The sequence below is a fragment of the Peptostreptococcus faecalis genome, from assembly GCF_900240845.1.
Taxonomy (GTDB): Bacteria; Bacillota; Clostridia; order Peptostreptococcales; family Peptostreptococcaceae; genus Peptostreptococcus; species Peptostreptococcus faecalis.
The window spans coordinates 173365-187894 of record NZ_OERU01000001.1 but is presented as its reverse complement, the minus strand read 5'-3'; the positions used below and the strand labels follow the sequence as shown (position 1 = coordinate 187894).

Below are 14530 nucleotides of genomic sequence, written 5' to 3'. Positions count from 1 at the left end.
CGTATCAAGGCATATTTTTATAATAATTTTTATAGTAAAAAGACATAGTAATTAGTTTTGTAAATTATTTGTGATATAATATATTTGAATTGAATTATTAAGATCAGGGGGCTGTATAGTGAAAACATATAAAACACTTCATAAATATGGACAAGACGAGTTCACTGTGGAAAAATCATTGTTTATAGGGTATGCAAAACCAGTTGAAAATGAAGAAGAGGCAAGGACTTTTATAGATGAAATAAAGAAAAAGCATAAAGATGCTACTCACAATGTATGGGCATATACAATTGGTGAAAATATGAATATACAAAGATATAGTGATGATGGCGAACCTCAAGGTACAGCAGGGATTCCAACGCTTGAAGTAATAAAAAAAGAGGATTTAAGAAATGTTGTGGTCGTTGTAACTAGGTATTTTGGAGGTGTTAAATTAGGTGCAGGAGGGCTTGTAAGAGCATATACTAATGGAGCAAAAATAGGTCTAGTAGCAGGGCAAATAGTAGAAAAAAAAGCATTTGTACAGGTAGATATTTCTATAGATTATACTTTATTAGGAAAAATTCAAAATGAGCTTTCTAATGAATCGTATAATATAAAAGAAATAGAATACACTGAAAATGTAAATGTAATAGTATATTGTGAAATTGAAAGATTAGATAAGCTGAAATCACTAATAATAGATATTACGAATAATAATGTAGATATAATAGAAAAAGAAGAATTTTATTTATCTGTTATAGAAGGAAAAATAATTTATTAATAAAAGGAGCAAAGAGATGAATATAAGAGAGCAAATTGATAAAACTGTAGAATGGATAAAAGAAAAAGTTGAAGAGGCAAACTGCAAAGGTGTTGTAGTTGGACTATCTGGAGGAATTGATTCTGCAGTAGTATCTTATTTGATAAAAGAAGCTTTTCCAGAAAATTCAATGGCAGTAATAATGGGAATAAGAAGCAATCCAAAAGATAGAGAAGATGCTATGAAGGTAATAGAAGGGTGTGGAATAGAGTACTTAGACTTGTCACTAGATAAAGAACACGAATCCATATTAAATATGGTTACTGGTAAACTAAAAGAAAAAGAATTATACAATGAAGAAAGTTTAAAAATAACAGATGCAAATTTAAGAGCTAGAATGAGAATGGCTACGGTATATGCAGTTGCAAACAATCAAAGATATCTAGTAGCTGGAACTGACAATGCTGCAGAGCTTTATACAGGATATTTTACAAAGTATGGTGACGGTGGAGTTGACTTCCTGCCTATAGCTAATTTAACAAAGAGAGAAGTATTTGAATGGGCAAGAGAGCTAGGAATACATTCAGATATTATTAACAAAGCTCCTTCAGCAGGTTTATGGGAAAATCAAACTGATGAGGATGAAATGGGAACTACATATGGATACATCGATATGGTAGTAGAAGGAAAAAAAGACTTGGTTCCAGAAAAAGATTTAAAGATCATAGAAAGATTACACAGAGTAAGCAATCATAAGAGAAGTACTGTTCCTACACCTCCTATTTTTAAGTAGAGTAAAAAGCTAAGTCATAGTACTTAGGTTTACTTATTAGAAGAGCTATGATAAAATATATTGTTGTAAAAAAGTATTAAATATATTTATATTAAAAATAATAGAAAATATCTATTGAGGAGATGATTTTATGGGACGTATACATAACATAGAAGCGAGAAAAGGTAAGCAAGATGCAGCAAGATCTAATACTTTTACTAAACACGCGAGAGCTATTACCGTGGCAGCAAAAGAAGGTGGAGGAGATCCAGAGTACAATGCTTCTTTAAAGGCAGCTATAGTAAAGGCAAAAGCAGATAATATGCCGAATGATAATATAGATAGAGCAATAAAAAAAGGTACAGGCAGCGGTGATGGAGATAACTATGAACAAATAGTTTACGAAGGTTATGGTCCTGGGGGAGTAGCAGTAATAGTTGAAACTCTTACAGATAACAAAAACAGAACAGCTGGGAACGTAAGATATTACTTTGACAAAAACAATGGTAATTTAGGTACACAGGGATGTGTGTCATTTATGTTCGATAGAAAAGGTCAAATCTATATTCTAAATGAAGATGGAGTTGATGAAGAAAAATTAATGGAAGAAGCACTTGACTTAGGTGCGGAAGATTTCATAGCAGATGAAGATGGATTTGAAATAATCTCAGCACCAGAAGATTTCAACGAACTAAGAGAAGGTTTAGAAGAAAAAGGATATTCATTTGTATTGGCAGATGTAAAGTTAATACCTCAAACAACTACAGTTCTTGATGATGAAGCTCAGATAAAGTCCTTAGAAAAGATGCTTGATACGTTGGAAAATGATGATGATGTTCAAAATGTACATCACAATTGGGAAGTTCCAGAAGCATAGAAAATTATAATATTAAATGGAGAAAATATGGAAAATATAGGAAATGAATTCGAAGTAAATAACTATGAGTTACATGGGTATAAAATAGGTACATTTGTATTTAATTACAGAGAAGAATTGGATGAATCAGGTGAAAAATTTGTAGAAATCGACGTATATAAATTCAGTAACCCTGTAGTTCTTTATGTAAAAACATATAAAGCTCCTTACATTGAAAATGCAAGTGCAGTTGAAGTATGTGAAGCATTGTATGAAGAGTTCTACCTAGCAACAGAGGAAGCTTAATATACAACATATGCAGAACAAAATCAAAAAGTGCTGTAATTAAACGTCTATAGTGTAATTGAAATATACAATACTAGCAACATAGTATTAAAAGGAGAATAGTTATGAATATAGGAGATATAGCATTAGATTTTAAGCTTGAAGATAAGGATGGAAATTTAGTTAGTTTATCAGATTTTAAAGGTAAAAAAGTGATACTTTATTTTTATCCAAAAGACAATACTCCAGGTTGTACAAAACAAGCGTGCAACTTTAGAGATAATTACCCACAGATAATGGAAAAGAATGCTGTTGTTCTTGGTATCAGTAAAGATAGTATTAAAAAACACTCTAACTTTACTGAAAAATATGAACTTCCTTTCACTCTACTTTCTGATCCAGACGGAAAAGTAATTGAAGAATATGGAGTTTGGAAAGAAAAGAAAATGTATGGAAAAACATTTATGGGTATAAATAGAACCACTTTTTTAATAGATGAAAACGGGGTTATAATAGATAAAATTGATGGTAAAAGAATGAAGGCCTCTACTAATGCAGAAGATATATTAGCAGGCGAGTTTTTGAAATAAAATTCATATAAAAAGTAATTACCATATATAAAAAGACTAAATAATGGGGAAAATTATCCCCATTATTTTTATTTAGAGATTAAAATACAACTGATGAATATAATGAATAAAAAGAAAATGTAAAATATGAGTAAAAAGCAAATGGAAAATATGAATGAAGAGGTAAATGTGGTAAAATTAAACATAGAATAAAAAAATTGATTGAGGTGATCAAATGGATGGAAATTTATCAATGGAAATAGAAAAAAAATATGAAAATGAAGAATTAACAACAGAAAAAGCAAAAAAAATTATCGATGAACTTACAAGTGAAATAAATTTTCATAATGAAAAATATTATAGAGATGATGCGCCTCAGATTAGTGATTTAGAATATGACAGGCTATTAAATGAATTGATATATTTGGAAGGGATTTTTCCTGAATTTAAGAAGGTAGATTCACCAACACAAAGAGTTGGAGGTGTAGCTCTGGATAAATTCACACAGTATGTTCATAAAAAACCTATGATGAGTTTATCAAATGTATTTTCTGAGGGAGACATTAGAGAATTTGATAGAAGAATTAGGTCGATTATCTCAGGCAAAGTAGAGTATGTAGTTGAATTCAAAATAGATGGATTGTCTGTTGGGGTGACATATGAAGATGGATATTTAGATGTCGGTGCCACAAGAGGCGACGGTTATGTAGGAGAAAATGTAACAGAAAATATAAAAACGATAAAGACTCTCCCTATAAAGATAAATGACAAAAGAGAAATAATAGTAAGGGGAGAAGTATTTATATCAAAGGCAGATTTTGAAAAGGTAAACTCATATCAAGAAGAACATGATCTTGCAATATATGCAAATCCTAGAAACCTTGCAGCAGGGTCTCTTAGACAGTTGGATTCAAAATTGGCAGCAAAGAGACACTTAGATATGTTTGTTTTCAATCTTGAAAATGCAGAGGATTTAGGGCTTAAACTGCATAGCGAAGCCTTTGAATACATGAAAAATCTAGGCATAAAAATAAATGAAAAATACGAAGTGTGTGATACTATAGATCGTGTTATTGAAACTATAAATTACTGGACAGAAAATAGGGGAAACCTAGACTTTGATATAGATGGAATGGTAATCAAAATAAATTCATTCTCTCAAAGAGACGAATTAGGATATACTGCAAAAAGCCCTCGTTGGGCAACAGCTTATAAATTTCCTGCAGAGAGAAAGAAAACTAAACTTATTGATATAGAGGTAGAAGTTGGTAGAACTGGAACAATTACACCGACTGCTATATTGGAGCCGGTATCTTTAGCTGGTACCACTGTGAGCAGAGCGACTCTTCATAATGAAGACTATATAAAAGAAAAAGATATTCGAATTGGAGATACGGTAGTTGTACAAAAAGCAGGTGAAATAATACCACAAGTAGTAGAAGTATCTATTGAAAATAGAACAGGGGTTGAAAAAATATTTGAAATGCCTAGCAATTGTCCAGAATGTGGAGAAGAAACAGTAAGATTGGAAGGTGAGTCTGCTGTTAAGTGCATAAATATATCTTGCCCTGCCCAAATTAGAAGAGGAATAATACATTTTGTATCTAGAGATGCGATGGATATCGATGGTATGGGAGAATCTATAATAACATCTTTACTTGACAATGGAATAATTGACAGAATATCAGACTTGTACTATATGAATGCTGATGAGTTAATTGTACTTGATAGAATGGGAGAAAAATCTGTATCAAATTTGATGAACTCAATTGAAAAATCTAAAACTAATGATTTGTGGAGACTTATAAATGGATTGGGAATAAAATTCGTAGGAGTTAAAGGTGCCAAATTATTAGATGAAAACTTTAATAATTTAGACGAAATAATATCTGCAAGCGTAGAAGACTTGATAAGGATAGATGAATTTGGCGAAATCATGTCTGATAGTGTAGTTAAATTTTTCAAGGAAGAAAAAAATATTGAAATGATTGAAGAATTAAGGCGCGCAGGAGTGAATTTTGAGTCAAAACAAAAAGAATTTAGTGATAAACCTATGTTATTTGAAGGCATGAAGGTGGTGCTTACGGGAACTCTTCCTACACTAAAAAGAAATGAAGCAAAAGAGTTGCTAGAGGAATGTGGAGCGAAGGTTGTTTCTAGTGTTAGCAAGGCTACGACATTTGTTTTAGCCGGAAAAGAAGCAGGATCAAAGCTTGAAAAAGCATTGAACCTAGGGGTAAAAGTGATTGATGAAGAATCTTTTATGGAATTTTTAAAATATAGAACAGAAGAAGAAGTTTTAGAAAAATTATAGAATTTAGAGGGTGAGTCTATGAAAAAAGAAAATAATATTGAAAAAAGCAAATTTGTAAGAATTGATGAAAGAGGTATGGATGAAATAAGACAAACTAAAATTTCAAGGAACTATACAAAATATGCAGATGGCTCAGTACTTATAGAGATTGGAAATACAAAAGTTATTTGTACAGCATCTGTAGAAGAAGGAGTACCAGCATTCTTGAAAGGAAGTGGCAGTGGATGGATAACAGCGGAATATTCAATGCTTCCAAGTGCTACTGAAAAAAGAAAGAAAAGAGACTCTACTAAAGGTAAAGTGGACGGAAGAAGTCAAGAGATACAGAGATTAATAGGTAGATCAATAAGGTCAACTGTAAATATGGATTTACTTGGTGAGAGAACTATATGGATAGATTGTGATGTAATTCAGGCAGATGGTGGAACAAGAACCGCATCGATAACAGGTGCTTTTGTGGCACTCGTAGATGCTTTATATAAATTGTATAAGAAAAAAATAATAAAAAAGATGCCTATAGATTCATTTTTATCCGCAATAAGTGTAGGGATAGTTGATGGAGAAGTAGTACTAGATATGTGTTATGAAGAAGATTCGAAAGCGGAATCAGACGCTAATGTAGTAATGACAAATAGAGGTGAATTTATAGAGATACAGGCAACTGGAGAACAAAGACCTTTTAAAAAGGAAGAACTTGAAAAAATATTAAAATATGCAGAAAAAGGTAATAGAGAGTTGATGAGACTGCAAAGAGAGGCTCTAGGTGAAGCTTCAAATTCTATTATTGGAAAAGAATACGAAAAAGAAGCTATTTTGGCGACAGGAAACAAGCATAAATTAGAAGAAATAAAAGAGATGCTTTCTGATATAGATTTTAAGATTGATTCATTAAAAGATGTAGGCTTAGAGAGCATAGAAATTATAGAAAATGGAAGAACTTTCGAACACAACGCATTAATAAAAGCCAGAACTATAGCTAAAAAAACAGGTAAAATAGCAATAGGAGATGATAGTGGAATTGAAGTAGATGCACTTGATAAAAGGCCGGGAGTTTACTCAGCTAGATATGCAGGAGAAAATGCTACAGATGCTCAAAATAGAGAAAAAATGTTTGAAGAATTAGAAGGCATAGAACTAGAAAATAGAAAAGCTAGATTTGTTTGTGTGATAGCAGTAGTATTTCCAGATGGAGAAGAAATATTATCTAGAGGCGTTGTAGAAGGAAAAATTGACCTTGAAGAAAAGGGTGAAAACGGATTTGGATATGATTGTATGTTTATCCCTGAAGGCTACAATAAGACATTTGGGGAATTATCATCAGATATAAAAAATAGCTTAAGTCATAGAGGTAGAGCACTTGAAGATATGAAAATAAAGTTGAAAAAGACAATGGATTCTAGAACAATATAAAGCTAAGAGGTAAATATGAAAATAATTATATTATCGGATACTCACGGTTCTAAAAAAAATATGGATAATTTGGTGCCAATGATAAAAAGCGATATTGACTTAATAATACACGCTGGGGATAATTTTAGGGACTCTGTGTATTTAAAAAATATGACAGATGTTCCAGTATTGGCAGTAGTTGGAAATTGTGATTTTGAAAACTCAGAAGAAAATATAGAATTTGAACTTGAAGGCATAAAATTTTTTCTAACTCATGGACATAAATATGGAGTAAAATACGGACTTGAAAAGATAGCACAGGAGGGATCTAGAAGAGACGTAGATATTGTAATATTTGGTCATACTCACGAAAAAGAAAAAAGTATTATGAATGGGATTCAATTAATCAATCCAGGTAGTTTAAGAATTCCAAGAGATGGAATTGAAAAAAGCTATGTTATAATGAAGTTAGAAAATGGAATCTACGAATATGAGTTTAGATTTTTATAGAATTAATAAATTTTATATTCTTAAAATACAATTAAGACAACTTTTAAAAGTAAAAAGTACAAAACATTAGTAGATATTTTATAAGTATTGAAAATACTATATATGAATATTAATAAACCGTTGTAATTTAATAGTTATTATAGTATAATTAAATGGTTAAATTGTGCTTTAAAATATTAACATAAAATAATAATGGAAATTATAGAATATAAATTGGGGAGGAACATTTTTATGAAACCAGAGTTGATTAAGAGAGAAGGAAATTCTGTAACATTTGAAATAATAGTAGATGCAGCAGAATTTGAAAAGGCTATAGACAAGGCATATAACAAAACTAAGTCTAAATACAATATACCAGGATTTAGAAAAGGGAAAGCTCCTAAAAAAATCATTGAATTAAATTATGGAAAAGGCATATTCTTTAATGATGCTTTAGATATAGTATTACCAGAAGTATATCCAGCAGCAGTAGAAGAATTGTCAATAGATGTAGTAAGCCAACCAAGTTTAGACATCAAAGACATAAAGGAAGATGGATCAATAGTATTAATAGCTGAAGTAGATGTAAAGCCAGAATTTACAGTTGAGAACTACAATGGTGTTGAAATAGAAAAGATTGAAAAAGAAATAAGTGATGAAGAAGTAGAAAATGAATTAAAAGCACTTGTTGAAAAACAATCTAGAATGGTAACAGTAGATACTCCTGTTGAAAGTGGAAACATAGCAGTGATAGACTTTGAAGGTCTATTAGATGGAGTTGCATTTGACGGAGGAACTTCTGAAGGATACTCATTAGAAGTAGGTTCTGGAACTTTTATACCAGGATTTGAAGAACAAGTAATCGGAAAAACAGCTGGAGAAGAATTTGATGTAAATGTAACTTTCCCAGAAGATTATCCAACTGAAGAACTTGCTGGAAAGCCAGTTGTATTCAAAGTTAAACTTAACGAAGTAAAAGTTAAGGAACTTCCAGAATTAAATGATGATTTTGCAAAAGATACTACAGAATTTGATTCATTAGAAGAATTAAAGAATGATATAAAGACTAACTTAGTTAACAGAGCAGAAGAAGAAGCTAAGAATGAAATGAAAAACAGCGTAATTGAAAAAATTGCTGAAAGCGTTGAAATAGATATACCAGAATCAATGATAGAAGCTCAACTTGACAGACAAATACAGGAAATTGAAATGCAGTTAAGCTATCAGGGATGGAATCTTGAAAAGTTTGCTGAACTATCAGGACAGAGTATAGAAGAAATTAGAAATTCAAGAAAAGAAGAAGCTGAAAAACTAGTTAAAAATACTTTAATTGTAGAAAAAATTGCTGAATTAGAAAATGTAGAAGTAAGTGAAGCTGAACTAGAAGCAGATTTAGAAAACTTCGCAAAAATGTACAATATGGAAGTAGAAAAGATAAAAGCATCTATTGGAGAAGCTGAATTAGAAGGAATGTCTTCAAGAATTAAGGCGGATAAGACAGTAGATCTATTATTAGAAAAAGCAGTTCTAAAGTAGAAATAGATGATAAGTATTTGCAAATAAAAATAAATTTGTTTAATACAGGTTAAATTTAGGTATACAATGTAAAATAGAAGTATAATTTTTTATAAAGACCACATTGTATGTGGTCTTTATCTAAAATTAGCTTTTACAAAAATAAAGTAAATGGAGGGTTAAAATGGCGTTAGTACCTTACGTAGTAGAACAAGACGGTAGAGGAGAAAGATCCTATGATATTTACTCAAGACTTCTAAAGGATAGAATAATTTTTTTAGGTGATGAGGTAAATGATACTACAGCTAGTTTGATAGTAGCTCAGATGTTATTTCTTGAAGCTGATGATCCAGATAAAGATATACATCTTTATATAAATTCACCTGGCGGAAGCGTTACAGCTGGTATGGCTATATATGATACAATGCAATATATCAAACCAGATGTGAGCACGATATGTATAGGAATGGCTGCATCTATGGGTGCGTTCTTGCTATCTGCAGGAACTAAAGGAAAGAGATTTGCTCTTCCAAACAGTACTATAATGATTCATCAGCCACTTGGAGGATCTAAAGGTCAAGCTACAGATGTAGAGATCCATACTAAATTTCTTTTGGACACAAAAGAAAAATTGAATAAGATTTTATCAGAAAGGACTGGACAATCTCTTGATGTAATGAAAGAGAAGACAGAACGTGATAATTTCATGACTTCTGATGAGGCAAAGGAATTTGGCTTAATAGACGAAGTAATTGCTGATAGGAGATAACTTTTTTAGGAAAGAGGTGATAATATACCTATGCAAGAAAACAGTAAACAATATAAATGCTCTTTTTGTGGAAAGAGTCAAGATCAAGTGAAGAGAATAATTGCAGGGCCAAGTGTATACATTTGTGATGAATGTGTTGAGCTTTGTAGTGAAATAATTAAAGAAGAAATAGAAGATGATATAGATTTGGTTGAGGGAGAACTTCCAAAGCCAAAAGAAATAATGGATATTTTGGACGATTATGTAATTGGACAAGATAAAGCGAAGAAAGCACTTTCTGTTGCAGTATATAACCACTATAAGAGAATATATAGTGGAGCAAAAGAATCTGATGATGTACAGATTCAAAAGAGTAATATATTATTACTAGGACCTACTGGATCTGGAAAGACATTATTAGCTCAGACTTTGGCAAAGATACTAAATGTACCTTTTGCAATTGCTGATGCAACCTCTCTTACAGAAGCGGGATACGTTGGAGAAGACGTTGAAAATATTGTATTGAAATTAGTTCAAGCAGCTGATTTTGATATAGAAAAGGCTCAAAGAGGTATAATCTATATTGATGAGATAGATAAGATTTCTAGAAAATCAGATAACCCTTCAATAACTAGAGACGTAAGTGGTGAAGGAGTTCAACAGGCACTTCTAAAAATATTAGAAGGTACTGTTGCTAATGTTCCTCCATCAGGTGGAAGAAAGCATCCTCATCAAGAATTCCTAAAAGTGGACACAACTAATATACTATTTATCTTAGGTGGAGCTTTTGATGGAATAGAAAAGATTGTACAGAAGAGAAGTAAAGAAAAGGTATTGGGATTCGGTGCTAAGATTGAAAGTAAGTCTGATATAGATTTAGGTAAATTGTACTCACAAGTTATACCTGAAGACTTATTAAAATTTGGTTTAATACCAGAATTTGTAGGTAGAATACCTGTATTAGCGACTCTAGATTTATTAGATGAAGAATCTTTAGTAAAGATACTTACAGAACCAAAAAATTCACTAGTGAAGCAGTATTCAAGATTATTTGAATATGATGATACTAAGTTAGAATTTGAACACGATGCTCTTCTAGCTATTGCTAAAAAAGCTATAGAAAGAAACACTGGAGCAAGAGGGCTGAGAAGTATAATAGAACATTCATTAATGGATACAATGTATGAAGTTCCATCTTCAGAAAATATCGAAAAAGTTGTAGTTACAAAAGAAAGTATAGAAAATGATGATAGTAAACCTCTTATAGTCTACAGAGACAATAGAGAAATTGTCAATGATGATCCTATAATAGGAAACGCTGAATAAATGAGTGAAACTCCTAGTAATCTATCTAATATATATTAGATAGAAGCTAGGAGTTTTTATATAAAATTTTTAGAAAATGATTATTAATAAATAATTATAAACTAAAAATAATATGACACTTTTTGCACGAAATATATATTAATGAAGTATTTTTTACAAAAAATACAAATAAGAAACAATTTTTTGTTATAAATGAGTTGAAAATAGGTATATACAAATATATAATATAATGTACATAGAAATAAATTGAGTTTATTAAAAATGAACACAAAAAGCATTCAATTTTTATTATAGCGTAGCGAAAGGAGATAAAAATGAATAACAATACAGATAACAATGAGAAAATAGAGAATACAAATAATGACGTAATTACATATGGCGAAAAATTAGAAATGCCAATGATACCTCTTAGAGGAATTTCTATAGCCCCATGTATACTACAAACATTTGATATAGGCAGAATAAACTCTATAGAGAGCTTTGAATTATCAATGATTAACGATGAAAAGATATTTTTAGTTAGTCAGTTTAATTCAGGTGTAGAAAATCCCTCTGTAGAAGAAATCTATTCTATAGGTACTATATGTAGCATTAAACAAGTAATTAGAACATCAGATTCATCAATAAGAGTATTGGTGGAAGGAATAAGCAGAGCAAGGTTAGAGTCTATGAGAATAGATGAAAATGATGCATGGATTGGTGAAATAACGCCTATAGAATTTAATGAAGAGAATTTTGAAGCAGAAGAAAAAAATGTACTTGAAGCATATTCAAGAAGACTAGTAAGTGGATTTGAAGATTATCTAAGCATAGCAGCTGATATGCCTTCAGATGCATCGATGGATTTGAGTGATGCAGAAGGATATTCAATGTTGGTTGATATAATTGCTTCAAGTCTTTTCCTAAAATTTGCAGATAGACAGAAAATATTAGTAACACTTGACGTTGAAGAAAGAATGAAAATGCTTTACACTCACTTATTAGAAGAGTTGGAAGTAATTAAAATCGACAAGAAGATAAATCAAGATGTAAGAAGACAAATGAATAAAGTTCAAAAGGATTACTACCTTAGAGAGCAATTAAAAGCAATTCAGAAAGAACTCGGCGACATCGGAGAAGAAGGTGAAGCTAGTGAATATATGACAAAACTAAATGAATTGAAATTGCCTAAGGAAACGTATGAAAAGATAGAGAAAGAAATAGAAAAATTTGAAAGAACTCCTTTAGGTTCACCAGATTACAATGTTTCAAAAAACTATTTAGATGTAATATTCTCACTTCCTTGGAATAAGGAATCTAGAAATAGATTTGATATTAAAAGATCAGAAAAAATACTAAATGAAGATCATTATGGATTGGAAGACGTTAAAGAAAGAATTCTTGAATATTTAGCAGTAAGAAAATTATCTAAGAATCTTAAATCTCCAATAATTTGTTTAGTTGGACCTCCAGGTGTAGGGAAAACTTCTATTGCAAAATCAGTTGCAAGATCTATAGGAAGACACTTTGTAAGAATTTCTCTAGGTGGTGTAAGAGATGAAGCAGAAATAAGAGGTCATAGAAGAACGTATATAGGAGCAATACCGGGTAGAATACTAAACTCTGTAAAAGAAGCTAAGGCTAAAAACCCAGTAATACTATTAGATGAAATCGATAAAATGTCAAGTGACTTCAAGGGAGATCCAACATCAGCAATGCTTGAAGTTTTGGATCCAGAACAGAACAAGTACTTTGTTGACCATTACTTAGAACTTCCTTTTGACTTATCAAAGGTTATGTTCATAACTACAGCCAATGATTTGAGACAAATTCCAGGACCACTGTATGACAGAATGGAAGTAATTGAAATAGAAGGATACATAGAAGAAGAAAAACTAGAAATAGTTAAAAGATATATTTTGAAAAAACAGTCTAAGGAAAATGGATTAGCAAAAGATTTTATCACATTAGACGATGATGTAATTAAATTTATAATAAGCAGATATACTAGAGAGTCTGGTGTTAGACAACTAGAGAGAACAATTGCTAAATTGTGTAGAAAAGTAGTAAAAGAAATGGCTGAAAATCCAGATTTAAAACCAATTACAATGACTAAAGAATTGGTGGTAAAATATTTAGGACCTGAAAAATTTAAAGAAGATCCACTAGATTTAAAACCACAAGTAGGAGTAGTAAATGGTCTTGCATGGACTGCTGTAGGTGGAGTTACACTAGAAGTAGAAGTAAGCGTGTTGCCAGGTAAGGGAAATATTGTACTGACAGGAATGATGGGAGATGTAATGAAGGAATCAGCTAGAGCTGGAATTTCATATATTAGATCTATCTCAGATGAACTAGGAATCCAGCCAGATTTCTATAAAGAAAAAGATATACATATACATATTCCAGAGGGAGCGACTCCTAAAGATGGACCTTCTGCTGGTATTACAATGACTCTAGCAACAATTTCTGCACTGACAGGAAGACCTGTTCCAGGAAATATAGCGATGACTGGAGAAATTACACTTAGAGGTAGAGTCTTAGCTGTAGGTGGAGTAAGAGAAAAAGTTCTAGCTGCGTACAGAATGGGTGTTAGAAAAATCATATTACCAAAAGATTGCGAAGCGGATTTAGAAAAAATTCCTGAAAACGTAAGAAAAGATATTGAATTTGTCTTAGTTGAACATATGAGTCAAGTACTTGATGTAGCTTTGATGGAAAAGAAGTAGGGTGTATTTTATGTCGGAAAATAAAAAAAAGAATACTAACAATGCAAACTTAGAAGAAAAAATGAAGATCAGAAATGCAGAGATTACTATGAGCGCTGTTTCAAAAAAACAGTATCCAAGTGAAGGTGTTCCAGAGATAGCTCTTGCTGGAAGATCTAATGTAGGAAAATCATCATTAATTAATGGTTTGTTAAATAAAAGAAACTTTGCTAGAACATCATCTACTCCAGGAAAAACGAGAACAATAAACTTTTATTTAATAAATAATGAGTTCTACTTTGTAGATTTACCTGGATATGGATATGCAAAAGTTTCTAAAACTGAAAAAGAAAAATGGGGAGGCATAATGCAGCAATATCTAGAGTCAAGAGAAGAACTTTGTTCTATTCTTTTGCTAGTAGATGTGAGACATGAGCCAACTGAAGATGATAAGCTAATGTATGAATGGATTAAGTTCTTTGGATATGACTGTATAGTAGTTGCAACAAAAGCAGACAAAATTTCAAGAGGACAATACCAAAAGCATGTAAGTATAATTAGAAAAAAATTGCAGATGGATAGTAATGATAAAGTAATACTGACATCAGCTTCAAAGAAAATAGGTTTTTCTCAACTATGGGATAGTATAGTTGAAAGCTATGAAGAGCATGGATATGAGATCAACTATGAAAAGACGACTGAATAAAAAATTAAATTGAAATAAATCAATGAGATTTAAGACTTCTAAAAGTTAAGTTAAACGACTTTTAGAAGTCTTTTTTTTGTTAGGAAAATATGATAGCTTATCAGGGTTAAAATATTTTAAAAATGACTATAA

General features: G+C 31.2%; 13 protein-coding genes. All 13 read left to right on the top strand.

Features of this window, described 5'->3' with window-relative positions; translation table 11 throughout:
* The first annotated feature begins 118 nt into the window (after nt 1–118).
* The 13 genes from C0982_RS00965 to yihA all read left to right on the top strand — a co-directional run bounded on the left by C0982_RS00965 (nt 119) and on the right by yihA (nt 14398).
* Nucleotides 119–763, top strand: coding sequence for a YigZ family protein (locus C0982_RS00965; protein WP_101772385.1), 645 nt, complete (start codon nt 119–121; stop codon nt 761–763).
* A gap of 16 nt (nt 764–779) precedes the next feature.
* Nucleotides 780–1535 carry an NAD(+) synthase gene (gene nadE / locus C0982_RS00960; RefSeq protein ID WP_101772384.1) on the top strand — a complete coding sequence of 252 codons (756 nt, stop codon included), beginning with the start codon at nt 780–782 and terminating at the stop codon, nt 1533–1535.
* Between the two features lie 130 nt (nt 1536–1665).
* Nucleotides 1666–2391, top strand: coding sequence for a YebC/PmpR family DNA-binding transcriptional regulator (locus tag C0982_RS00955; protein WP_101772383.1), 726 nt, complete (start codon nt 1666–1668; stop codon nt 2389–2391).
* A 27-nt stretch (nt 2392–2418) separates the two neighbouring features.
* On the top strand, nt 2419–2676 hold the full coding sequence (locus C0982_RS00950; RefSeq protein ID WP_101772382.1) for a hypothetical protein: 258 nt from the start codon (nt 2419–2421) through the stop codon (nt 2674–2676).
* Between the two features lie 104 nt (nt 2677–2780).
* Nucleotides 2781–3245, top strand: a complete 465-nt coding sequence (gene bcp, locus C0982_RS00945) for a thioredoxin-dependent thiol peroxidase (protein ID WP_101772381.1) — start codon at nt 2781–2783, stop codon at nt 3243–3245.
* Between the two features lie 232 nt (nt 3246–3477).
* Nucleotides 3478–5538 (top strand): NAD-dependent DNA ligase LigA, encoded by a 2061-nt coding sequence (ligA, locus tag C0982_RS00940; protein WP_101773181.1) that lies wholly within the window; start codon nt 3478–3480, stop codon nt 5536–5538.
* Between the two features lie 18 nt (nt 5539–5556).
* On the top strand, nt 5557–6948 hold the full coding sequence (rph, locus tag C0982_RS00935) for a ribonuclease PH (RefSeq protein ID WP_101772380.1): 1392 nt from the start codon (nt 5557–5559) through the stop codon (nt 6946–6948).
* A 15-nt stretch (nt 6949–6963) separates the two neighbouring features.
* Complete coding sequence (locus tag C0982_RS00930; RefSeq protein ID WP_101772379.1) at nt 6964–7437, top strand: metallophosphoesterase family protein; 474 nt, start codon at nt 6964–6966, stop codon at nt 7435–7437.
* Between the two features lie 231 nt (nt 7438–7668).
* The gene (gene tig / locus C0982_RS00925) at nt 7669–8952 is read left to right on the top strand and encodes a trigger factor (protein ID WP_101772378.1); all 1284 of its coding nucleotides are present in this window, start codon (nt 7669–7671) and stop codon (nt 8950–8952) included.
* Nucleotides 8953–9115: 163 nt separating this feature from the next.
* Entirely contained in the window at nt 9116–9700 is a 585-nt protein-coding gene (gene clpP / locus C0982_RS00920; RefSeq protein ID WP_101772377.1) for an ATP-dependent Clp endopeptidase proteolytic subunit ClpP, read from the top strand.
* A gap of 30 nt (nt 9701–9730) precedes the next feature.
* The gene (gene clpX, locus C0982_RS00915; protein ID WP_101772376.1) at nt 9731–11005 is read left to right on the top strand and encodes an ATP-dependent Clp protease ATP-binding subunit ClpX; all 1275 of its coding nucleotides are present in this window, start codon (nt 9731–9733) and stop codon (nt 11003–11005) included.
* A gap of 392 nt (nt 11006–11397) precedes the next feature.
* Complete coding sequence (gene lon, locus C0982_RS00910; RefSeq protein ID WP_242961501.1) at nt 11398–13713, top strand: endopeptidase La; 2316 nt, start codon at nt 11398–11400, stop codon at nt 13711–13713.
* 61 nt (nt 13714–13774) lie between these two features.
* Nucleotides 13775–14398, top strand: a complete 624-nt coding sequence (yihA, locus tag C0982_RS00905) for a ribosome biogenesis GTP-binding protein YihA/YsxC (protein WP_242961500.1) — start codon at nt 13775–13777, stop codon at nt 14396–14398.
* Nucleotides 14399–14530: the final 132 nt, after the last annotated feature.

Excerpts from the sequence above, each read along its gene's own strand:
- bcp (WP_101772381.1), top strand. The coding sequence starts at position 2,781 with ATGAATATAGGAGATATAGCATTAGATTTTAAGCTTGAAGATAAGGAT.
- ligA (WP_101773181.1), top strand. The coding sequence starts at position 3,478 with ATGGAAATAGAAAAAAAATATGAAAATGAAGAATTAACAACAGAAAAA.
- clpP (WP_101772377.1), top strand. The coding sequence starts at position 9,116 with ATGGCGTTAGTACCTTACGTAGTAGAACAAGACGGTAGAGGAGAAAGA.
- nadE (WP_101772384.1), top strand. The coding sequence starts at position 780 with ATGAATATAAGAGAGCAAATTGATAAAACTGTAGAATGGATAAAAGAA.
- C0982_RS00930 (WP_101772379.1), top strand. The coding sequence starts at position 6,964 with ATGAAAATAATTATATTATCGGATACTCACGGTTCTAAAAAAAATATG.
- C0982_RS00950 (WP_101772382.1), top strand. The coding sequence starts at position 2,419 with ATGGAAAATATAGGAAATGAATTCGAAGTAAATAACTATGAGTTACAT.
- clpX (WP_101772376.1), top strand. The coding sequence starts at position 9,731 with ATGCAAGAAAACAGTAAACAATATAAATGCTCTTTTTGTGGAAAGAGT.
- tig (WP_101772378.1), top strand. The coding sequence starts at position 7,669 with ATGAAACCAGAGTTGATTAAGAGAGAAGGAAATTCTGTAACATTTGAA.
- lon (WP_242961501.1), top strand. The coding sequence starts at position 11,398 with ATGCCAATGATACCTCTTAGAGGAATTTCTATAGCCCCATGTATACTA.
- yihA (WP_242961500.1), top strand. The coding sequence starts at position 13,775 with ATGAAGATCAGAAATGCAGAGATTACTATGAGCGCTGTTTCAAAAAAA.
- C0982_RS00955 (WP_101772383.1), top strand. The coding sequence starts at position 1,666 with ATGGGACGTATACATAACATAGAAGCGAGAAAAGGTAAGCAAGATGCA.
- rph (WP_101772380.1), top strand. The coding sequence starts at position 5,557 with ATGAAAAAAGAAAATAATATTGAAAAAAGCAAATTTGTAAGAATTGAT.